Here is a 20,870-nt window from a genome sequence, read left to right as displayed (position 1 = left end):
CGTATGGACCACGAAAAGGTCAACATCCTCCTCGTCGACGACCAGCCGGCCAAGCTGCTCGCCTATGAGGTGATCCTGAAGGATCTCGGCCAGAACCTCGTGATCGCCTCGTCCGGTCGCGAGGCTCTGGAGGTGCTGCTCAAGACCGAGATCGCGGTGATCCTGGTCGACGTCTGCATGCCCGAGCTCGACGGCTTCGAGCTCGCCGCGATGATCCGCGAGCATCCGCGCTTCCAGAAGACCGCGATGATCTTCATCTCGGCCATTCAAGTCAGCGACATCGACCGCCTGCGCGGCTACGAGATGGGCGCCGTCGACTACGTCCCGGTGCCGGTCGTGCCGGAGGTGCTGCGCGCCAAGGTCAAGGTGTTTGCAGAGCTCTATCGCAAGACGCGCGAGCTCGAACGGCTGAACCAGGATCTCGAGGACCGCGTGCGTGCACGCACCGCCGAGCTGGAGAATTCGACCGCAAAGCTGCGCGAGAGCGAAGAGCGGCGCAGCATGGCGATCGCCGCCGGCAAGATGGGCTCCTGGGACTGGGACTGGATCACCGGCGACTGGATGTGGGACGAGGGACAATACCGCATCTTTGGTGTTGGCCCGGAGAGCTTCGAGGTGAATCCGGCCAACGTTCAGGCGCTGTTGCATCCGGATGACGTCGATCAGTTGCGCAAGGCGATCGCCGAATTCAACAAGGGCACGCGCTCCTATGAAACGGAGTTCCGCATCGTGCGGCCCGACGGCGATGTGCGCTGGTGTGTCGGCACGGCCGCCGCCACGGTTGACGATAGCGGTCGGGTCATGCGCGTCAGCGGCGTGACGGTGGACATCACCGAACGCAAGCGCGCCGAGGAACGGCAGACTCTCCTGGCGCGGGAAGTCGATCATCGCGCCAAGAATGCGCTGGCGCTGGCGCAATCGATCGTGCGCCTCACCCGCGCCGACGAGGTCAAAGCCTATGTCAGCGCCGTCGAGGGACGCATCAATGCACTGGCGCGCGTGCACACGATCCTGTCGCTATCGAGCTGGCAGGGCGCCGAACTCTCGAAGCTGATCGACGAGGAGCTTGCGCCCTATTCCCTCGGCGGCCAGATCAAATTGGCGGGGTCGGAAGTTCAGTTGCTGCCGGCAACCGCCCAGACGCTGGCGCTGGCGCTGCATGAGCTTTTCACCAACTCGGCGAAATATGGCGCGCTCTCGACGCGGACGGGACGGCTCGCAATCGGCTGGCAGGTCGAGGACGAGCTGCTCACGCTGACCTGGGAGGAATCCGGCGGCCCGCTCGTCATGACGCCAAAATCCCGCGGCTTTGGTACGCGTAGCCTGCTTGCGAGCGTCGAGTCCCAGCTCGGCGGGCAGGCGCGATTCGATTGGCGCGCCGAGGGTCTGCTGTGTCGGCTCGAGGTGCCGTTGGTCCGCAAGACTGCCGCGACGACCGCGCCCGGCAACTTCGAAGCCGCCAGCTCCGCCGAATTGCAGCGCGCTTCCGGCTAACCGGAGGCCGCACTCTTCCTGCGCTGCGTCGTTTGCGGCTCGCGCGCGACCCGTCCTTCGAGCCAGGCTTCTGTTTGGGCGAGATCGCGCAGAGCCTTGGCATAGCGGCACGCCGCGCTTCGCTCCGCGCCGCGGGGCAGCTTGCGCGCTTTGCGGAGGATGTCCGCAGCGGCGTTACGATAAGCCAGAGAGCGATAGAGAAAGACCACCTTACCCATATCGAATGTTCCCGTGTTGCGCGGTCATTCTCGCCCACCCGGCATGAACGTCGGATGAAGCGGATGATGACAATTCCTTCATGCGGGTGGAACCGGCGCGTGTCGCAGGCGTTGCATGCGAGATTGGGATAGAGTTCCATGCGCGCGAAGAAGTCGTCTGACCTGATCTCTCCCAGCGGGCTCGTCAAGCTGATGACGCACGCGATGATGGGCGCAGCCTTAGGACTCGCTTTCAGCCTCTTGCTCGTGCTGTCCAATTCCGGCGTCGCCAATTTGCTGAGTCACGGCGGAAGGCAGGCCGTGGTCGTTTTCGCCCTCACCTTGGTGACGACGTTCGCGATCGGCGCGACACTGACCGGCGTCGTATTCATCCTCGCCGAGGACAAGCAATCTTGAACTATGCGTGCTTTACCGGAATTTCTTCGTTCGGAACTCCTGCGACGAATGGCAGTTTGCTGCCTGCGTCAATTCAACTCAGGGAGTTCCCGCAGATGAAGACCACCAAGCTCGCTCTTGCCGTGATGTTGGCAACCGGCCTCGCCGCCGCACCGTTCGCAGTGCAGGCCAAGTCGCATAAGGCAAAACACGGATCATCGATGTCGACGTCGCAGACCACCACGGGCGCCAACACCAAGTCCTCCAAGGGTGCTGATCCCTCCGGTCAGGGCGGCTCCGGCCCCGGCTCCGACCAGGGCGGCACCATGACGAACAACAAGGCCGGTATGAGCAACACCAAGTAGGCGTTCGGCGAAAACACGAAGGCCCCGCGATCGCGGGGCCTTTTGCTTTCGGATTCGAACAGACTTCTCTCGGGCCGCTTCGTCAACATGCGGTATCGACGAGCCCCGCACCTCGCGTTGCGCGCAGGCTTCAGCTACGATGGCTGCCCAGGATGTCAGGATGAACGCCTGCAGGATCTGACTTCACCAGATGGTCGAGTCGTGCGCGCTTGCGCGCGATCAAGAGCTGGGCCGCGGCGTCGTCGAGCCCCTCGCGTTGCAGCTGCCGGATGGCAGAGCCCAGTTCGAGAATCTCGGCGCGCAGCTTTAGAATCCGGTATGCATCCGGGACATCCTCCACCGTGCGCTCCCAAGGCTCTCAGCGGCTCGCGATCACGCGCAGAGGACTACCTGATGTCTTCGCGGAACGAAGGCGCATCCTATCGCGGACATTCGGCAGGACATCGCCGCCACCTGCAGCCTTCCATTCGCCGATCAGCAGATTGATTTTCCGGCGCAGATCCATTTGCGCCAGGGCCTTCTCCGTGCAGTCCCGATCGCGCTCGACGAGCTCGCGTACGGCCGCCTCGACATCGGCCATTTCCAGCCTCAAGGCGCTGATTTTACGTCGAATTTCATTAATTCTGTTGTCCATGGCTTGTTAGAACAAAATAAGAACATATAGTCAAGTCACGATTTCAGAAGGGAGAAGCGACATGCAGGTTCAAGGTAAATACGATGCCAAGTCTTTCCTCACCGAGCAGATGACGCGGGCGCAGGGCCTCCGGCTGAAACGGCTGAGCGAAGAGGCGTATCAGCCCGCGCAATACGCGCGGGATCTGTCCTCCAGCGAGGCAGCACGGCGCATTCAGGTGCTGGAAGCGGAGATCGAGCTGGCGGATTCGTTCTAGGCTAGGTCGCCTATCCGGAACGTTGCTTGCACTTTCGGAACCATGCCTGTCCCGGATTGTTTTCCCAGGCCAAGGGAGAACATGCATGGCACGCAAGGCAAAGAAGCGCCGCTACTCGCGCAGGTCCGGCAGCGATGTCGAAGGCGAGATGAAGCGCTACAAGAAGCGGACCGCGAAAAGCGGACCGGGCGGTCGAGGCGGACGCGTGAAGAGCCGCAAGCAGGCAATCGCGATCGGCCTGTCGAAAGCGCGCAAGAAGGGCAAGAAGGTCCCGAAGAAGGCCGCGAAACGAAAGACGTCCAAGAAGACGTCAAAGAAGACATCTCGGAAAACATCCAAGAAGACTTCGAGAAAGAGTTCGAAGAAGACGTCGAAGCGCAAATCCTCCAAACGGTCGCGCTGACCTCAGTCAGATCATGCTGCCCGGCATGAAGCAGCGGATCGAAACGCCGAACGCGGTCTTCACCGGCCACACCATGGTGCGGCCGGCCCGGTTCGGCTCGGTGATCACGGCTTCGTCCGGTACCTCGACCCACTCGCCGTCGAGCCGCACGCGGTAATGTCCATTGTGCGAGTCCCAATCGGGATCGGCGACCGCAAACCCATCCGCATCCGAGCAGCACGGACCGAGATGGCTGCGCAGGCCGTCGAACCACGGCTTGAGAGGTGAGTCCGCGTAGCGGCCGTCGTCGCGCCCGAGAGCGTTTCCACCCCATAGCACGAGTGGCGCTACCAACGGCGCCACAAGCAGCGCACTTCTCAGCGAGAGCTTCAATCGATCCATGTCGGCACCGATCAAATACGAATTGCCGGCCGGCTCAGCGGCGGCAAGTTCGAAGTTCCACGCTTGCAATCGTCGGCGGCTTCATTGCCGCCGAGTCTGTACGAGATCCGCAATTGTGATGAGCGAACACGGCTTTTTCGGACGAAACCGGGTCATCCTCCCTGCCGTTAACGAGAATGTTATCGGCGATCTGCGGAAATCCTGAAGGCGAACGGGAAAGGCGGCCAGAAGGCCGCCTTTTTGGAGTTGCGCCGATCGACGTTCGCCTTATGCGAGCGGCACCGCGACGAACCGGGTCGCCTGTGCGCTTCGGACCTGCAGCAGCACGCTGCGCTTGCCGGACGATTTCGCCTGCGCCAGTTCCGAACGGACATCGCCGATATTGGCGACGGCCTTGCCGCCCACATTGAGGATGACGTCGCCGGTCTGGATGCCGCGTTGCGCGGCCGGCCCTTGCGGATCGACTTCAGTGACGACGACGCCCTTCTGGCCGGCGCCCTGCACGTCGCCGGCCGGAGCCAGGCTGAGCCCCAGACGCGGCGGCATGCCGGCATCTGGCTGCGACTTGCCCTCGTCGGCCCTAGCCTGCCGCTCGTTCGGCAACTCGCCAAGCGCCAGTGTCACCGTCTTGCTGTCGCCTTTGTGGACGACATCGAGCTTCACGGACGTGCCGGGCGCCAGGGTGGCGATGGTGCGGGCGAGATCGCGGGAATCCTTGATCGCGGTGCCGTTGACGGCGGTGATGACGTCGCCCGCCTCGATGCCCGCCTTCGCCGCCGGGCTGCCGTCCTGCGGATTGTCGACGATCGCGCCGCGCGCCTCCTTGAGGCCCAGACTGTCGGCGATATCCGACGTCACCGGCTGCACCTGGACGCCGAGCCAGCCGCGTGTGACCGCGCCCTTGTCCTTCAACTGTGCGACGACGAGCTTTGCGGTCGAAGCCGGAATGTCGAAGCCGATGCCGACCGAGCCGCCGGAGGGCGAGAAGATCGCAGTGTTCACGCCGATCACGTTGCCATTCATGTCGAAGGCCGGGCCGCCGGAATTGCCCTTGTTGATCGGCGCGTCGATCTGGATGAAGTCGTCATAGGGACCATTGCCGATGTCGCGGCCGCTGGCCGAGACGATGCCGGCGGTCACGGTGCCGCCGAGGCCGAAGGGATTGCCGACCGCGACCACCCAGTCGCCGATACGCGGCTTCTGGTCGGAGAATCTGACGAACGGAAAATCCTTCTTGCCCTCGACCTTGATCAGCGCGAGATCCGTTTTCGGATCGGTGCCGACCACTTTCGCGCTGTAGATGGTGCCGTCGTCCATCGTCACTTGCACCGATTCGGCGTGATCGACGACGTGGTTGTTGGTCACGGCATAGCCGTCGGCGGAGATGAAGAAGCCGGAGCCCTCACCCGTGATCATCTGGCGGCGCTGGCGCGGCATGCCCTCCATGCCACCCGGGCCGCGGAAGCCGAATTGCCGCGAGAACTGGTCGAACGGCGTCGCCTCGTCCGAATCCATCCGGTTCTGTTGCAGCATCGCGCTCTTATCATTGTTCTGGTCGATCCTGACCCGCACCGAAATGACGGCGGGTTTGACCATGCTGACGAGGTCGCCGAAGCCCGGCGGTGTCGCGGCGGTCTCCGCGGCCTGGGCGGGCGCAATGAAGGAGGTCGCGCTGAACGGCGAAGAGCCGGGAGCAGTCGCCAGCACGGCCACGCCAAGCGCGGCCACGGTGCCGAGCAGCGCGAGCCGGCGCGGCCTCAGGACCTTGCGGGACGTTGTGGTGTCGGAATTGACGTGATCGCTCATGTCGATATGTCCATGTTGGGTAAGTCGCCTTGCACCCAACATGGTGGCCGCCACCTTACAGCGTCCCGTCCACGCGATTAAATCTTGGCAAAGTAGCCGGGCCGGCGATACGGCCAAAGGTCAAGGCTGCACGTTTGATGCAGCTCAACGCGGGCCATGCGCACCGTGGAAGACTGCGGCCACCGGATGATGTCCATCGGAGGCACGTCATGTACAAAGACATTCTCGTCCACATCCCCACCGAGCGGCCGATCCGCCCGGTGATCGACGGCTCGATCTCGCTCGCAGCGGGCCTCAACGCCCATCTCGATGCAGTTGCGGTTGGCTATGTGGCAACCAGTGCGGCCTATATCGTGGAGGGCGGCGCTGCGGTGGCGGCGGTGTTCGAGATGGAGCGCGAGAGTGCAGTGGAGCGGGCCGAGGCGGCGCTCGCGGTATTCAAGAGCAAAGCGATGAACGCCGGCATTTCCTACACATGCCACCCACTCGGGGCGATGCCGGGGGATGCGGTCGGCTTGCTCGGCGAGATGGCGCGGCTGCACGATCTCAGCATCGTGCTCCAGCCGGATCCGGCGCAAGGCTCACTCGACAACGATGTGCCCGGCGAGATCCTGTTCCAGGCGGGTGGCCCGGTGCTTTTCCTGCCCTACACCTTCCATGGAGCGTTCAAGGCGAAACGGATCGGCATCTGCTGGGATGGCAGCCGCCTCGCCGCGCGCGCTATGCGCGACGCCTCACCATTCCTGGCCCGCGCCGAGGAGATCGTGATCATTGCGATCAACGAAACAGATATGGTTCCCGAGGAAGTCTCGACGCGCAATCTGGCAAGGCATCTCGGCCGGCGCGGACTGTCGACCCGCACGGTCAACCTGTCGGCGGCGCGCTCTGACATTCAGCCGACCATGCTGTCGCTGGCAGCCGATGAGAACCTGGATCTTCTGATCATGGGCGGCTACGGCCATTCGCGTTTGCAAGAACGGTTCCTCGGCGGCGTCACCCGCGCCATGCTGGAAGCCATGACCGTCCCGACGCTGATGTCGCATTAATCGAGGGCTTATCCAGGTCGGGCCGGTCACAAGCCTTGTCGTTCGGGCTGACAACCGCGTCTTGAGCGGTGCCGGCGTTGGCAAGTTCAGGTCATATTCGAACAAGTTGGACCGTCACGCCGCGGCGGGTCTCTCCCACGCCGTGGCCTCGACGCCGTCCTCGTCTTGTTGCGCATTGCACGCGTCGAAATGCGCCTTGAGTTCGACTTCGGCGAGATGTTCGAAATGTTCGGCCTGGCCGAGCAGTTCCCAGCTCTGGAGCGGCCGGTAGGCGGCCTGCTGACGACAGAGGGACGCTAGCGCGCGGTAGCGACGTACGTTGTCCATGAGACCCTCCCTCGCATTCACAGAGCTTATTGCCCTTATTTGCGTCAGGGCGATGGCGGTTGTGCAAAAGATTTGCTGCGCCCGCCGCGCGCTTGACTCGCTTGTTTCTAGGCAAACGCGTATCGAGGCGAAAGTTCCAATCAGCGCGGACTCAACGCTTCGGACCTTACCGCAGGCCAAGGCTAGGGTTGTGGGTCATCCTCGTATATCTGCAGTGCAAAGGGGCACGCCCTGGCACACCCCATTACGGTGCCGGCTCGCCCGCCTGTATCCGGCAGTCTACCGGATGAGCGCGGGCTCACCGGCACGCATTGTCTGCGCCGAACTATGTTGCAGCATCGGAACCCTGCCGGCTTCCGCAGCGGCGCGGATGGCCGCGATGTTGCCGGCATAGTCCGCACTGCTCTTGCCGCGAAACACGGCGGAGCCCGCTACAAGCGTATCGGCGCCCGCAGCGGCCACGGCGGCGGCATTGTCGCGCGTGATGCCACCGTCAACCTCGAGTCGGATCGGCCGGTCGCCTATCATGCTTCGAATACGCCCGATCTTCTCGAGTTGGGATTCGAGGAAGGACTGGCCGCCAAAGCCCGGATTGACCGTCATCACCAGGACGAGGTCGAGGCGATCGAGCACATATTCGATCGTGCTTTCGGGAGTCGCGGGACACAGGCTGACGCCGGCTTTCTTGCCGAGCGCGCGGATGGCCTGGAGCGAGCGATCGAGGTGCGGACCGGCTTCGGCATGCACCGTGATGACATCCGCGCCGGCCTTCGCGAACGCTTCGAGATAGGGATCGGCGGGCGCGATCATGAGATGCACGTCGAACATTTTCTTCGTCAGCGGCCGGATCGCCCTGATGACGTCCGCGCCATAACTGATGTTCGGGACGAAATGCCCGTCCATGACGTCGCAGTGAATCCAGTCGGCACCCGCCGCATCGATCGCCACGATCTCCTCGCCGAGGCGGGCGAAATTCGCAGCCAGGATTGACGGCGCGATGAGGATTTCTCTCGTCATGGCTTCGCACTCCCCTGCGCGTCCGCACCGCCGCTGAAGACGCGGCTCGCCAGGACGTCCATGGGATCGATCGTTTCGAGGTCGGCGATATCGAGCATGCGGTCGAGATCGGACACCAGCCGATCGGCCTGCCGCAGGCGGATGCGGTCGACGGCGTTGCGGATCGAGCGCGCATTGGAGAAGAACGGCTGGGTCCGACGTAGCGCGATGTATTTCTCGAACGCCTCGCGCGCCGCCGCCGAGAGGCGATAACCCCGTTCCTTCAGCATCAGCTCGGCGATGACGAGCAGCTCGGCTTCCGCATAGTCCGGAAAGTCGATGTGATGCGCGATCCGCGAACGGAAGCCGGGATTAGAGGCAAAGAAGCTCGTCATCCGCTCGCCATAGCCGGCAAGGATCACGACGAGGTCCTCGCGCTGGTTTTCCATCACCTGGAGCAGGATCTCGATCGCCTCCTGGCCGTAGTCGCGCTCGTTGTCGGGACGGTGCAGATAATAGGCCTCGTCGATGAACAGCACGCCGCCCATCGCCTTCTTCAGGATCTCCTTGGTCTTCGGCGCGGTGTGGCCGATATACTGGCCGACCAAATCGTCGCGCGTCACCGAGATCACCTGCCCGCGCCGCACGAAACCGAGGCCGTGCAGGATCTTTGCCATGCGCAGCGCGACCGTCGTCTTGCCGGTGCCGGGATTGCCGGTAAACGACATATGCAGCGTCGGTGGCGACGAAGCCAATCCCGCACGCTGCCGGATACGTTCGATCAGCAAGAGCGACGCGATCTGGCGCACGCGGCTCTTCACCGGCTTCAATCCGATCAGCTCCTGCTCGAGCTGCTGCAGCGTGCCCGTGATTCCAGCCTCTTCGGCCTCCTTGCGGAGATCGAAACTGGTCTCGCCGGGCTCAGTGGTCATGGCGTGGGGAACATCCAGCATCGGCACCTCGAAGAAAAGGGCTTCGCCGCGGGGGAGCGGCGAAGCAGTGGTCCGCCAAGGAAACGGAGCAGGGAGTGCTCCGCGCGGAGGAGAATGACTTAGGTTGGTGCGTGCGCGAGCTGCCGGCGCACGGTGGTGTAGCGGATCGCGCGTCCGCTCACCTCCTGCCGCACCAGCTCGAACTCGGCTTCCTGCGGCGGGCGGTTGACGATGAACGAGATCCGCACCGATTCCCAGCCATGGCTGGAGTCGAAGCCGCTGAGGCGGATGTATCGGTCGCCATACACTCTGCGGCATTCGGCGAGCTCCATCATCACGCCGGCGGCGTCCTGGAGATCGAACATCGGCAGGCCCCACATCTCCCAATAGGTGTTGCGGGGATGCGGATCGTCGGTGAACTCGATGTTCACCGCCCAGCCGTTGGTCAGGCAATACTGCACCTGCTTGGTGATCTGGTCGTCGGTCAGATCGGGCAGGAATGAGAAGCAGCCTTGGGTCAGCTTCATGTCAAATCTCCTCAAACGGTTTCGAGCGCGGTCGGCACGAAGTCCGGCGTGTCGGTGGATTCATAATTGAAGGAGACGTCCTTCCAAACCTCAAGTGCAGCTTTCAGCGGCGTACAGGTCTCGGCCGCCCTGGCCAGGATCTCCGGTCCTTCGTGGACGTAGTCGCGGCCCTCGTTGCGGGCGAGGATCATCGCTTCCAGCGCCACACGGTTGGCGATCGCGCCGGCCGCGATGCCCATGGGATGGCCGATGGTGCCGCCGCCGAACTGGAGCACGACGTCCTCGCCGAGCAGGTCGAGCAGCTGGTGCATCTGGCCGGCATGGATGCCGCCGGAGGCGACCGGCATCATCTTGTTCAGGCTCGCCCATGACTGGTCGAAGAACAGGCCGTGTTCGAGCTTGGCCGGGTTGAAGTCTTCGCGACAGACATCGTAATAGCCGCGCGTGGTGTTGGGATCGCCTTCGAGCTTGCCGACCACGGTGCCGGCATGGATGTGATCGACGCCGGCGAGCCGCATCCACTTGGCGATGACGCGGAACGACACCCCATGGCTTTTCTGCCGCGTGTAGGTCGAGTGACCGGCGCGATGCAGATGCAGGATCATGTCGTTGCGGCGCGCCCATTTCGCCATCGACTGGATTGCGGTGTAGCCGATCACGAGATCGATCATGACGATGCAGGACCCGAGCTCCTTCGCGAACTCGGCGCGCTCGTACATATCCTCCATGGTTCCCGCGGTGATATTCAGGTAGGTCCCCTTGGCCTCACCGGAGGCCGCCTGCGCCCGGTTCACCGCCTCCATGCAATAAAGGAAGCGGTCGCGCCAGTGCATGAACGGCTGCGAGTTGATGTTCTCGTCATCCTTGGTGAAGTCGAGCCCGCCCTTCAGCGCCTCGTAGACCACGCGACCGTAATTGCGGCCCGAGAGGCCGAGCTTAGGCTTGACGGTCGCGCCGAGCAGCGGCCTGCCGAACTTGTCGAGCCGCTCGCGCTCGACCACGATGCCGGTGGCCGGTCCCTGGAACGTCTTCACATACGCGACCGGGAAACGCATGTCCTCCAGCCGCAGCGCCTTCAGTGGCTTGAAGCCAAATACGTTGCCGATGATCGAGGCCGAGAGGTTGGCGATCGAGCCCGGCTCGAACAGGTCGAGGTCATAGGCGATGTAGGCGAAGTACGAGCCCGGCGTGCCCGGCACCGGATCGACGCGGTAGCATTTCGCGCGATACTTCTCGGCGGCGGTCAACCGATCGGTCCACACCACCGTCCAGGTCGCGGTCGAGGATTCGCCGGCGACTGCGGCTGACGCCTCGATCGGATCGACGCCCTCTTGCGGCGTGACGCGGAACAGCGCGATGACGTCGGTGTCCTTGGGCACGTAGTCGGGCTCCCAATAGCCCATGCGCTTGTATTCCATCACGCCCGATCGATATCTTTCCTTGCCGCGGACGGTTCCTGCATGTGCATTCATGGCTCTCTCCTGCTCTTCTCTCTCTGAATGATTAGGCCGCGACGGGCTCGCGGGCGTCGACGCGCGGATCGAGATCGCCGGCGCGGTAGCGCCGCGCCATCTCGCTCAAGGGAACGACCTTGATACCGCTGGCGTGGCCTGCGGTGCCGAACTGCTCGAAGCGCTCGCGGCAGAGCTCGCGCATCGCATCCATGGCGGGCTTGAGAAATTTGCGCGGATCGAACTCGGAGCGCGTTTGCGCGGCCACTTTCCGGAACACCGCGGTCATTGCCAGCCGGCAGTCGGTGTCGATATTGACCTTGCGCACGCCGCTCGTGATGCCGCGGACGATCTCCTCGACCGGCACGCCCCAGGTCTGCGGCATCTCGCCGCCAAACTGGTTGAACATGTCCTGGAGCGGCTGAGGCACCGAGGAAGAGCCGTGCATCACGAGATGCGTGTTCGGCAGCCGGCGATGAATCTCCTCGACCACCCGCATCGCCAGAATGTCGCCGTCCGGCTTGCGGCTGAACTTGTAGGCGCCGTGCGAGGTGCCCATCGCGATCGCGAGCGCATCGACTTTGGTAGCGCGGACGAAGTCGACCGCCTGGTCGGGATCCGTGAGCAACTGATCATGGCTGACCGTGCCTTCGACGCCGTGACCGTCCTCCTGCTCGCCGCCCCCATGCTCGAGCGAGCCGAGCACGCCGAGCTCGCCTTCGACGGAGGCACCGACCCAATGCGCGAGATCGACGACGCGGCGGGTGATCGCAACGTTGTAGTCGTAGTCGGCCGCGGTCTTGGCGTCGGCCTTGAGCGAGCCGTCCATCATCACCGAGGTGAAGCCATGGGCGATCGCGGACGCGCAGGTCGCCTCGTCATTGCCATGGTCCTGGTGCAGGCAGAGCGGGATGTCTGGATAGGTCCGCTCCAGCGCATCGATCATGTGCGAGAGCATGAGGTCGCCGGCATAGCTGCGCGCGCCGCGCGAAGCCTGGATGATGACGGGCGCGTCGACCTCGGCCGCCGCCTGCATGATCGCGATGCCCTGCTCCATGTTGTTGATGTTGAACGCCGGCACCGCGTAGCCGTGACTGGCGGCGTGGTCGAGCAGCTGACGAAGAGTGATACGGGCCACGACAAATCCTCCTGTTATTGCTTGCCGGCGCGGGCCATCGCCCGCCGGGCGGCTTCCGCAACGCCTTGCGGCGTGATGCCGAATTCGCGGTAGAGCACCGGGGCCGGCGCCGAAGCGCCGAAGCCGCGCATGCCGACGAATTCGCCCTCGGTTCCGATCCAGCGGTGCCAATCGCCGACGACTGCCGCCTCGATGCCAACCCGCGGCGCGGTGCCGAGCACAGCGGCGCGGTAATCCTCCGGCTGCTCCTCGAACAACGCGAAGCAGGGCGCGGAGACCACGGCCGCACGGACGTGCTCGGTAGCGAGCAGGCGGGCCGCCTCCAGCGCAATAGACACTTCCGAACCCGTTGCGATGAGCGTCACGTCGCGGCCACCGTCCGGCGAAACGATCAGATAGGCGCCGCGTGCGACGCGGTTCCTCCCGCGGACATCGCTGCGGAAGGTCGGCAGCGCCTGACGGGACAGGCACAGCACGGAGGGACGATTTTCAGCTTGGAGCGCGCAGTCCCATGCTTCCAGCGTCTCAACCGCGTCGGCCGGCCGGAAAACAAGCAGGTTCGGAATGACGCGGAGCGCTGCGAGATGCTCGACCGGTTGGTGCGTGGGGCCGTCCTCACCGAGGCCAATGGAGTCATGGGTCATCACATGAATGACGCGGATCCGCATCAAGGCCGCAAGGCGGATCGCCGGCCGGCTGTAATCGGAGAACGCGAGGAAGGTGCCGCCATAGGGAATGAAGCCCCCGTACAGCGCGAGGCCGTTCATCGCGGCCGCCATGCCATGCTCGCGGATGCCGTAATGGATGTAATCGCCGGCGAACGCGTCGCGCTTGACCGGGGTCTGCGCCTTGGCATGCGTCAGGTTCGAATGCGTGAGATCCGCCGAGCCGCCGACAAATCCGGGAATCGTCTCGGCGATGCCGTCGAGCACCTGTTGCGACGCCTGCCGCGTCGCGAGCTTCGGACGCTCGGTGGCAAAGCGCTCGCGCAATTTCGCCGAGGCCTGGGCATAGGCGTTCGGCAGGGCAACCGCCTTGCCCTCGATAAACAGGTCGCGCTGCTCGGGCGTCGCGCATTCATAGCGATCGAGCCAGGCGAGACGCTCGACCTGCCCGCGCTGCCCGATCATCCGCCATGCTTTCAGGATCGTGACAGGCACCACGAAGGGCTGATAGTCCCAGCCGAGCGTTCGCCGCGCCGCGGCCGTCTGCTCCGTGCCGAGCGGCGCGCCATGCGCCTTCTCGGTGCCCTGACGATCCGGCGCGCCGAAGCCGATGATGGTGCGGCAGGCGATCAGCGACGGTCTTGTGCTCTCACGCTCCTCGGCAATCGCCTGCGCAACTGCTTCGGGATCGTGCCCGTCAACACCGCGCACCGACCAGCCGGAGGCAGCGAAGCGCGCGAGCTGGTCATCGGAGGTCGCAAGCGAGGTCGGGCCGTCAATGGATATGCCGTTGTCGTCGAACAGCACGATCAGGCGGCCCAGCCCGAGATGCCCGGCGAGCGAGATCGCTTCCTGGCTGATGCCTTCCATCAGACAGCCGTCGCCGGCGATGACGTACGTGAAATGATCGACGAGGCCGTCGCCATGTTGCGCATTGGCCATGCGCTCGGCGAGTGCCATGCCGACCGCGGTCGCAATCCCCTGCCCCAGCGGACCGGTCGTCGTCTCGACGCCCGGCGTATGGCCATATTCCGGATGGCCCGGCGCCTTCGAGCCCCATTGCCGGAACGCCTTGATGTCATCGAGGCTGACGTCGCCGCCGGTGAGATGGAGCAATGCATAGAGCAGCATCGAGCCATGGCCCGCCGACAGCACGAAGCGATCGCGATCCGGCCAATGGGGGTGAGCCGAGTCGAATTTCAGGAAGCGCGAGAACAGCACGGTGGCGACATCGGCCATGCCCATGGGCAGTCCGGGGTGGCCGGACTGCGAAGTCTCGATGGCGTCGACCGCGAGGAAGCGGACGGCGTTGGCGAGATCGCTATGCGATACCGCCGTGAGGTCAGCGTCGGCGTGGACGGAGATGTTCATCGGATCCTCCCCTCGTTCACTTCAGGTTTCGCTTACGCTCGATCAGCTGCATGATCAGCGGCGTCAGGATCAGCTGCATCGCAAGATCGAGTTTCGCGCCGGGACACACGATCGAATTGGCACGCGACATCCAGCTTTGCGGCAGCATCGAGAGCAGATAGGGGAAGTCGATGCCGCGCGGGTTCTTGAAGCGGATCACGACCATCGACTCGTCCGGCGTCGGGATCCAGCGCGCGATGAACGGATTGGAGGTGTCCACCGTCGGCACACGCTGGAAGTTGATGTCGGTCTCGGAAAATTGCGGGCAGATGTAGTGGATGTAATCGGGCATCCGCCGCAGAACGGTGTCGGTAACGGCCTCGGTCGAATAGCCTCGCGCACTGCGGTCGCGGTGCAGCTTCTGGATCCATTCGAGATTGATAACGGGCACGACGCCGATCTTGAGGTCGGCATAACGCGCGACGTTGACCTTGTCGGTAACGACAGCACCGTGCAGGCCCTCGTAGAACAGAAGGTCGGAGCTCTCCGGCAGCCGTTTCCATTCGGTGAAGGTGCCGGGTGCGGCGCCATGCAGCGCGGATTCCTCGGCGTCGTGGACGTAGTGCCGCGTCGTCGCCGTGCCGGTCTCGCCATAGTCGCGGAACGCCCGCTCCAGCTCCTCGAACAGATTGGTCTCGGGGCTGAAATGGCTGAAATGCCTGTTGCCGCGATCGGCCTCCTTCGCCATCTGCGTGCGCATTTCCGCGCGATCGTAGCGATGGAAGGCGTCGCCTTCGATGTAGGCGGCGTTGACCTTCTCGCGGAAGAAGATCTGCTCAAAGGTCTTCTTGACCGACGTGGTGCCGGCGCCGGAAGAGCCGGTGATGGAGATGATCGGATGCTTCCTGGACATCGGGGCGCCTCGCTCAGAGCCGGAAGAAGCCGCGCCGCGCGAACAGCGGTGCGGAGACGCTGGCGACCAGCAAGGGATCGCAATGCAGTTCCTCGACGCGCTGCACCTCGTTGTTCGAACCCATGATCAGCGGCACGCGTTGATGCAGGCTCTGCGCCGAGAGTTCGAGGATACGCTCGCGCCCGGTCGAAGCCGAGCCGCCGGCCTGCTCGACGATGTAAGCCATCGGGTGCGCCTCGTAGACGAGGCGCAGGCGGCCATCGCCATAGCCGGGCCGTGAATCGGAGGGATAGAGGAACACGCCGCCGCGGGTAAGGATGCGATAGGCCTCGGCCACCAGCGAGCCGACCCAGCGCATGTTGAAATTGTGGTTGGCCTGCCCTTCCACACCGGCGAGGCATTCGTCGACGAAGGCGCGCACCGGCTGTTCCCAATGCCGGCGGTTCGAGGCGTTGATCGCGAACTCCTCGCAGGTCTCGGAGATTTGCACGGCGCTACGCGCGAGACGGAAGCAACCGGACCCGCGGTCAAGCGTGAAGATGTCGACGCCCTCGCCGAGCGTCAGCACCAGCGAGGTCTGCGGGCCGTAGGTGACGAATCCCGCCGCGAGCTGCGCCGAGCCGCGCTGATGGAAGGCGAGCGCGAGATCGTCGGGCGCGGGCAGGATCGAGAAGATCGTGCCCACGGTCATGTTGATGTCGATATTGGAGGAGCCGTCGAGCGGATCGATCGCGACGCAGATCTTCGCCGCGCGGTCACCGATCTGCGGTTCACGCATCTCCTCCGACGCCAGTGCCGCGATCGGCAGCTTGCCGAGACAGCGGCGCAGGATCGCATCCGCCTGCACGTCGAGATCGCGCTGCACGTCACCGTCGCTGTTGCGGCCGGTGGTCAGGCCCGACGCATCCGCAAGGTCTCCCGTGGCGATAAGATCGGCGATCTCGATCGCGGCCGCCGCGATGGCATCGACCGCGGCCGCTACGGCCAGCGCATGCGGCGCCGTCTCGGAATACCGCTGAAGGTGGTCGTCCAGCCTGAGTTGCCCGGTCATCTGCGTCCATCCCTTTGCAGGCGCCGCATCCAGTTCCCTCCTCGCTGGAGGTCGGTGCGGCCAGTGCCAACAACGACGAGATTGACAGGGGCGGCTTAATAAGGAAAATTTCTATTCATAATGAGCGCCAAAGAATTATCTTATAATGTCCATTCGACGGCACAGCTCCGGCATCTCACGATCCGGCAGCTTCGCTCGCTTGCGGCGCTCTCGGCAAAAGGCAGCGTCACGGCAGCCTCGACCCAGCTCGGCCTGACGCAGCCGGCCGTGACCCAGCAATTGCGTCAGCTGCAGGATCTCGCCGGACTGCCGCTGCTTCAGCGGACCGGCGACGGCATGCTGCTGACGGAAGCCGGCAAGGAGGTGCTGGCGCTCGCCGAGCGCGTCGAGGCCGCAATCGCGGACTGCCAGGGTTCGCTCGACCTGCTTGCGGGGCGAACCGGCGGCACGGTGCATCTCGGCGCGGTCTCGACCGCGAAATATTTTGTGCCGCACGCGATCGCGGCATTCTCGAAGCGGTATCCGAAGATCGAGATCAAGCTCACGGTCGGCAATCGCGAGGAGATCCGCGGGGCCATGCACGGCTACGACCTCGACTTCGCGGTGATGGGTCGGCCACCGGCCGATGTCAGCGTCGACGTCCGGCAGCTCGGGCGCAATCCGCACATCATCGTCGCGCGCAAGGGGCACTGGCTGGAGAAGGATTCCGGCCTCAACCTCACCGACCTCGTGCACGAGACCTTCCTCACCCGCGAGCCCGGCTCGGGGACGCGGACACTGATGGAAGGCATGTTCCAGAGGTCGGATCTTGAGCCGATCATCGGCATGGAGATGAGCAGCAACGAGACCATCAAGCAGGCGGTCATCGCCGGGCTCGGCATCGCCTTCATCTCGGCCCACACCGTGGCGCACGAGCTCACCGAGGGCCGGCTGATCGTGCTCGACGTCGCGGGCCTGCCGATCGTGCGGCAATGGTACGTGATCCGCCGCAGCGACAAGGTGCTGTTGCCGCCGGCGCAGGCGATGTTCGATTTCTTGGGATCGGAGGGGTCGAACTATCTTCCCGACGTGCCCGAATTCGGCGCGCGATAGCCCGTCGAAATTCAGCCCATCAGCTTCATCGCGACCGTAGCCGCGAGAATGACGATGATCTGGAGCAGGCGCTCGGTCGTGAAGATGCGGTTGAAGGTGGTCATCGCTTGCCCCGGCCGAATTGGGATGTCTCGGTCGGGACGTTGCTAGCACAGACGGGCGACGAGATAACTCCGTAATCGCCCCGTGTTTTCCGTGCACGACCCGACGACCGGCCCTTCGGCGGGCCTGCGCAAGGCCGCGCCGATGGTTAACGATCAGGCCGCGCGTGTAGGGGCGTAGTCCATCCGCGCGGCGAAATAGGCTTCCAGCTCCAGCAGCGCCCGCGCTTCCCAATCCTTCGCCTGCTCGAGCAGCGACCAGCTCTGGTCCGGGCGGAATGCAGCGGTCTGGCGATAGAGCGATGCGATACCGCGGTAGCGGCGCACGTTCTCCAAGATGGCGTGACCGGTGATTTGGCCGTTCATGTCCGAAAACTCCCTCGTCATTCCCGGGGGAGAAATTGCGGCCAAATCTTTTTCGAAAAGTTAGCGCCGCACAGCAAGCGCGCGAATGGTTTCCGGACTGTTGCCCGCGCGCAACGTGCGCGGCCGCACAAGGCCGATCTATTGCGAATTCGTCGCCGCGCTCTCGCCCCGCGGCTTCAACCCACCGCGGCTGATGATCTCGCGGCAGAGATCGGCAAGGCCGATCACCAGCACGGCGAGCAGGCAGAACAGCTTGATGGAATCGGCATGCGCGCTGGTCAGCGAATTGAACTCGAAGAAGGGCGGCATGAATGCCCACCATACCAGCGGAATGGTGAGTAGTGCGGCGAACGCCGCCGCCGGTGCGCCCGCAATAATGCCGAGCACGAACAGGCTGGGCAGGAACGCCGCGAAATAGAGTTTTGCGCCGAGCGCGACACAGCCGCCCTGGAGCGCAGCCGACATTGCGACAACGATGAATCCAAGCAGAAACGCCTGCCACGACCATGGTCGTACCCGCGGTACGCCAACCAGCCCCGCACGCCTCATCAGCCTCCCCCTGCCGCCCGTTAACCAGGCTCGCTTGCGACCAAAGTACTACAGCGGCAGGGAAACTGCGAGGTGGAAATTGCCGACCCGGCGGCCTTGGTAAACGGGCCGGATCGCTAATTGGAGCAACCAGCCCCTACTCGGTGGCCGCATAGACCAGGCCTGCGACGGGCAGCGCGAGCCCAAAGGCCGATGCGAGCGTCCAGCCGCCTTGTGCAAACGCCCACGCGCCGACCGCCGAGCCCGCCGCGCCCGCGGTGAAGAAGGTCGCCATGTAGAGACCGTTCAGGCGGCTGCGGTGCTCATGCCCCAGCGCGAAGATCGCGCGGAAGCCGAGCACGACGTTGCCCTGCACGCCGATGTCGATCGCGATCGCAGCCACGACCAGGCAGGCGAGGTTCAGCACCGATCCGGGCGCGCCGACATGCGTAATCAGGAATCCTACGGCCGCGAGTAGCAGCGCGACCAGCGTGGCCATGCGGCTATGGCCGCGATCGGCAAGCCGTCCCGCGATCGGGGCTGCGAACACGCCGGCGACACCGGCAAGCGCGAACAGCGCGATGCCGCGCTGGGTGAAGCCGAATTCGCTCGCGAGCAGCAGCGGCGTCACGGTCCAGAACAGGCTGAAGGCGCCGAACAGGCTGGCCTGGTACAGCGCGCGGCGGCGCAGCAGCGGCGTGGTCCGCACCAGATGCGGCATCGACAGCAGCAACTCGCCGTAATGCATCCGCGCGACCGGCCTGCGCTTCGGCAGCGTCATCCAGAGTACCGCTGCGAGCACGATCATCAACGCGGCCGAGCAGAAGAACACTGCATGCCACGACAGCATCGCCGTGACGAAACTCGACACCGGCCGCGCCAGCATGATGCCGAGCATCAGGCCGGTCGAGACGTTGCCGACGACGCGGCCGCGAATGGCTGCCGGCGCAAGATGCGCCGCATAGGGAATGATGATCTGCACCGCGACCGAGCCGAGTCCGATGAACAACGCGGCGATCAGGAAGGGCAGCGCGTGGGACGCGAACCCCGCGGCGAGCAGGGCTGCCGCGCCGAGCGTGATGACGGAGCAAATCAGGGTACGGTTCTCGACGAGGTCGCCGAGCGGCACGATGAAGAGAAGCCCCACGCCGTAGCCGATCTGCGTCATGGTGACGATCAGTCCCGCCGCTTCATGCGACAGGCCGAGCGCGGCGCTGATCGGGGCGATCAGCGGCTGGGCGTAATAGATGTTGGCGGCGACCATGCCACAGGCCGCGGCAAGCACGAAGGTCAGTCGCTGCGACACCGCATCCGGATCCGGCGCGGTCTCGATCGTGGCATTCATCGTCATTCACAGGCTCTCCAGATTCGGAAACGGTCGTTTCCTAATATGACAAAAATTCAGGCGAGCAGCTTCATCGCGACGGCGACCAGGCGCTTGCCGTCGAGCGAAAGGCCCGCCTTGCCGACCACGCGCAGGCCCTGCGTGATGCAGATCATCAGGCGCGCGGTGTCGGCGGCGGCGACATGGCGGGGAATCGAGCCGTCGGCCTGCCCCTCGCGAATGAGGCCGGCGATGAAGCCTTCGTTGGTCTCGAGCCGCGCGCTGACGAGGGCGGCGACCACCGGATCGACCGCGGACAATTCGACCGCGCTGCCGACCACGAGGCAGCCGCGCCGCCCCTCGCTGCCCTGGGAATGCTCTACATACGACAGCAGCATGTTGCGCAGCCGCTCGCGGCCATTGGCGCCTTTTGCCGCCGCGCTGCGCGTCTGCTCCTGGCGCAGCGCCGCGTAGCGCTCGAAGGCGGCGAGAAACACCGCATGCTTGTCGCGAAACGCCTTGTAGATGCTGCCGGTCGCCAGCCGCATCGCCGCGGTGAGATCGCCGATCGACGTGGCATGATAACCGCGCTCGGAAAACACGCGGACGGCCCTGTCGAGCGCGGTGTCCATGTCGAACTCCCGCGGACGGCCGGGCGAACGGGCGACGGAGCTGGATTTGCGGGCCGCTTTTTGCATTGCAGGATAATAGGGAATGTTTGTTTCCAAACAAAGACACTTGGTTGTGATTGGGGCGGTAGGGCCACTAACTCCGGCGTCGCCCCTGGCCAAGGCCAGGACCCATTATCCCAGGGAAGGGGTTGGGCGGACATTCGTTCGGTGGGATTGATACCGCCTTAAATCGATAGACCTCGCGGTATGGGTCCTGGCCTTCGCCACGACGACATTTGAGGTTGTTACGCCTGACTGCCGGGCATCGCCACGGCGCAGGCCACATCGCGGTCCTGCGCACATTACAACTTGCAGACATGCCTTCTCATCCTCGCGGCTGATTCCGCCCGAGCTTTGCTTCGTCGCTTCACCCTCTTGTCCAAGAGGGCGCAGGGAAGGCCGGGTGCCGGCTGGCACCCGCGGTCCGCTGCGCGAAAAGCACACGCAGGAAAACCGCACA

Annotated in this window: 25 protein-coding genes; 7 read left to right on the top strand and 18 right to left on the bottom strand. The window is 64.4% G+C overall.

Annotated features, from left to right (window positions below):
• Nucleotides 1-3 precede the first annotated feature (3 nt).
• The gene (locus IVB50_RS28740; RefSeq protein ID WP_085352570.1) at nt 4-1,494 is read left to right on the top strand and encodes an HWE histidine kinase domain-containing protein; all 1,491 of its coding nucleotides are present in this window, start codon (nt 4-6) and stop codon (nt 1,492-1,494) included.
• Here IVB50_RS28740 and IVB50_RS28735 read toward each other — a convergent pair.
• Nucleotides 1,491-1,712, bottom strand: a complete 222-nt coding sequence (locus IVB50_RS28735; protein WP_018456200.1) for a hypothetical protein — start codon at nt 1,710-1,712, stop codon at nt 1,491-1,493. The two genes, IVB50_RS28740 and IVB50_RS28735, sit on opposite strands and share 4 nt — an antisense overlap.
• Nucleotides 1,713-1,850: 138 nt before the next feature.
• Between IVB50_RS28735 and IVB50_RS28730 the strand changes: the two genes are divergently transcribed.
• Together IVB50_RS28730 and IVB50_RS28725 are read left to right on the top strand one after the other, a co-directional pair.
• Nucleotides 1,851-2,108 carry a hypothetical protein gene (locus tag IVB50_RS28730; protein WP_247298590.1) on the top strand — a complete coding sequence of 86 codons (258 nt, stop codon included), beginning with the start codon at nt 1,851-1,853 and terminating at the stop codon, nt 2,106-2,108.
• Between the two features lie 95 nt (nt 2,109-2,203).
• The gene (locus IVB50_RS28725; RefSeq protein WP_085352571.1) at nt 2,204-2,452 is read left to right on the top strand and encodes a hypothetical protein; all 249 of its coding nucleotides are present in this window, start codon (nt 2,204-2,206) and stop codon (nt 2,450-2,452) included.
• 130 nt (nt 2,453-2,582) lie between these two features.
• Here IVB50_RS28725 and IVB50_RS28720 read toward each other — a convergent pair whose 3' ends face one another.
• Nucleotides 2,583-2,792, bottom strand: a complete 210-nt coding sequence (locus IVB50_RS28720) for a hypothetical protein (RefSeq protein ID WP_247298587.1) — start codon at nt 2,790-2,792, stop codon at nt 2,583-2,585.
• 18 nt (nt 2,793-2,810) lie between these two features.
• Nucleotides 2,811-3,032, bottom strand: coding sequence for a hypothetical protein (locus IVB50_RS28715; protein ID WP_085352573.1), 222 nt, complete (start codon nt 3,030-3,032; stop codon nt 2,811-2,813).
• A 115-nt stretch (nt 3,033-3,147) separates the two neighbouring features.
• On the opposite strand from IVB50_RS28715, the gene IVB50_RS28710 reads away from it, so the two are divergent.
• A complete protein-coding gene (locus IVB50_RS28710; protein WP_018456195.1) occupies nt 3,148-3,342 on the top strand; it encodes a DUF3072 domain-containing protein in 195 nt (64 codons plus the stop codon).
• An 85-nt stretch (nt 3,343-3,427) separates the two neighbouring features.
• Nucleotides 3,428-3,745 carry a DUF6496 domain-containing protein gene (locus IVB50_RS28705; protein WP_247298584.1) on the top strand — a complete coding sequence of 106 codons (318 nt, stop codon included), beginning with the start codon at nt 3,428-3,430 and terminating at the stop codon, nt 3,743-3,745.
• Nucleotides 3,746-3,751: 6 nt separating this feature from the next.
• Here IVB50_RS28705 and IVB50_RS28700 read toward each other — a convergent pair whose 3' ends face one another.
• Both IVB50_RS28700 and IVB50_RS28695 read right to left on the bottom strand, forming a co-directional pair.
• Nucleotides 3,752-4,126, bottom strand: coding sequence for a hypothetical protein (locus IVB50_RS28700; RefSeq protein WP_026233103.1), 375 nt, complete (start codon nt 4,124-4,126; stop codon nt 3,752-3,754).
• 267 nt (nt 4,127-4,393) lie between these two features.
• Complete coding sequence (locus IVB50_RS28695; protein ID WP_247298582.1) at nt 4,394-5,932, bottom strand: Do family serine endopeptidase; 1,539 nt, start codon at nt 5,930-5,932, stop codon at nt 4,394-4,396.
• 209 nt (nt 5,933-6,141) lie between these two features.
• Between IVB50_RS28695 and IVB50_RS28690 the strand changes: the two genes are divergently transcribed.
• On the top strand, nt 6,142-6,978 hold the full coding sequence (locus IVB50_RS28690) for a universal stress protein (RefSeq protein ID WP_247298579.1): 837 nt from the start codon (nt 6,142-6,144) through the stop codon (nt 6,976-6,978).
• 114 nt (nt 6,979-7,092) lie between these two features.
• On the opposite strand, the gene IVB50_RS28685 is transcribed toward IVB50_RS28690, so the two are convergent.
• From IVB50_RS28685 to IVB50_RS28645, 9 genes are all read right to left on the bottom strand, one after another.
• Entirely contained in the window at nt 7,093-7,305 is a 213-nt protein-coding gene (locus IVB50_RS28685) for a hypothetical protein (RefSeq protein ID WP_018456190.1), read from the bottom strand.
• Between the two features lie 279 nt (nt 7,306-7,584).
• Nucleotides 7,585-8,322, bottom strand: a complete 738-nt coding sequence (gene rpe / locus IVB50_RS28680; RefSeq protein ID WP_018456189.1) for a ribulose-phosphate 3-epimerase — start codon at nt 8,320-8,322, stop codon at nt 7,585-7,587.
• Nucleotides 8,319-9,254, bottom strand: a complete 936-nt coding sequence (gene cbbX, locus IVB50_RS28675) for a CbbX protein (RefSeq protein ID WP_018456188.1) — start codon at nt 9,252-9,254, stop codon at nt 8,319-8,321. The genes rpe and cbbX overlap by 4 nt, the downstream gene beginning before the upstream one ends.
• A 98-nt stretch (nt 9,255-9,352) precedes the next feature.
• The gene (locus IVB50_RS28670) at nt 9,353-9,760 is read right to left on the bottom strand and encodes a ribulose bisphosphate carboxylase small subunit (protein WP_018456187.1); all 408 of its coding nucleotides are present in this window, start codon (nt 9,758-9,760) and stop codon (nt 9,353-9,355) included.
• 11 nt (nt 9,761-9,771) lie between these two features.
• Nucleotides 9,772-11,232, bottom strand: coding sequence for a form I ribulose bisphosphate carboxylase large subunit (locus IVB50_RS28665; RefSeq protein ID WP_085352576.1), 1,461 nt, complete (start codon nt 11,230-11,232; stop codon nt 9,772-9,774).
• A gap of 31 nt (nt 11,233-11,263) precedes the next feature.
• Entirely contained in the window at nt 11,264-12,349 is a 1,086-nt protein-coding gene (fba, locus tag IVB50_RS28660; RefSeq protein WP_018456185.1) for a class II fructose-bisphosphate aldolase, read from the bottom strand.
• Between the two features lie 14 nt (nt 12,350-12,363).
• On the bottom strand, nt 12,364-14,385 hold the full coding sequence (gene tkt / locus IVB50_RS28655; RefSeq protein WP_247298576.1) for a transketolase: 2,022 nt from the start codon (nt 14,383-14,385) through the stop codon (nt 12,364-12,366).
• A 16-nt stretch (nt 14,386-14,401) separates the two neighbouring features.
• Entirely contained in the window at nt 14,402-15,277 is an 876-nt protein-coding gene (locus IVB50_RS28650) for a phosphoribulokinase (RefSeq protein ID WP_063993396.1), read from the bottom strand.
• Between the two features lie 13 nt (nt 15,278-15,290).
• Entirely contained in the window at nt 15,291-16,328 is a 1,038-nt protein-coding gene (locus IVB50_RS28645) for a class 1 fructose-bisphosphatase (RefSeq protein ID WP_085352578.1), read from the bottom strand.
• Between the two features lie 120 nt (nt 16,329-16,448).
• Between IVB50_RS28645 and IVB50_RS28640 the strand changes: the two genes are divergently transcribed.
• Complete coding sequence (locus IVB50_RS28640) at nt 16,449-17,420, top strand: LysR family transcriptional regulator (RefSeq protein WP_247298573.1); 972 nt, start codon at nt 16,449-16,451, stop codon at nt 17,418-17,420.
• A gap of 257 nt (nt 17,421-17,677) precedes the next feature.
• Here the strand turns inward: IVB50_RS28640 and IVB50_RS28635 are convergent, their stop codons facing one another.
• The 4 genes from IVB50_RS28635 to IVB50_RS28620 form a co-directional block, all read right to left on the bottom strand.
• Nucleotides 17,678-17,887 (bottom strand): hypothetical protein, encoded by a 210-nt coding sequence (locus IVB50_RS28635; protein ID WP_018456179.1) that lies wholly within the window; start codon nt 17,885-17,887, stop codon nt 17,678-17,680.
• 138 nt (nt 17,888-18,025) lie between these two features.
• Nucleotides 18,026-18,436 (bottom strand): hypothetical protein, encoded by a 411-nt coding sequence (locus tag IVB50_RS28630; RefSeq protein WP_026233102.1) that lies wholly within the window; start codon nt 18,434-18,436, stop codon nt 18,026-18,028.
• Between the two features lie 136 nt (nt 18,437-18,572).
• Entirely contained in the window at nt 18,573-19,766 is a 1,194-nt protein-coding gene (locus tag IVB50_RS28625) for an MFS transporter (RefSeq protein WP_247298570.1), read from the bottom strand.
• Nucleotides 19,767-19,816: 50 nt separating this feature from the next.
• Nucleotides 19,817-20,437, bottom strand: a complete 621-nt coding sequence (locus IVB50_RS28620; protein ID WP_345946471.1) for a TetR/AcrR family transcriptional regulator — start codon at nt 20,435-20,437, stop codon at nt 19,817-19,819.
• Nucleotides 20,438-20,870 lie beyond the last annotated feature (433 nt).

The sequence above is a fragment of the Bradyrhizobium sp. 87 genome (assembly GCF_023073015.1).
Classification (GTDB): Bacteria; Pseudomonadota; Alphaproteobacteria; order Rhizobiales; family Xanthobacteraceae; genus Bradyrhizobium; species Bradyrhizobium canariense_D.
This window is presented reverse-complemented; position numbering and strand designations above follow the sequence as displayed.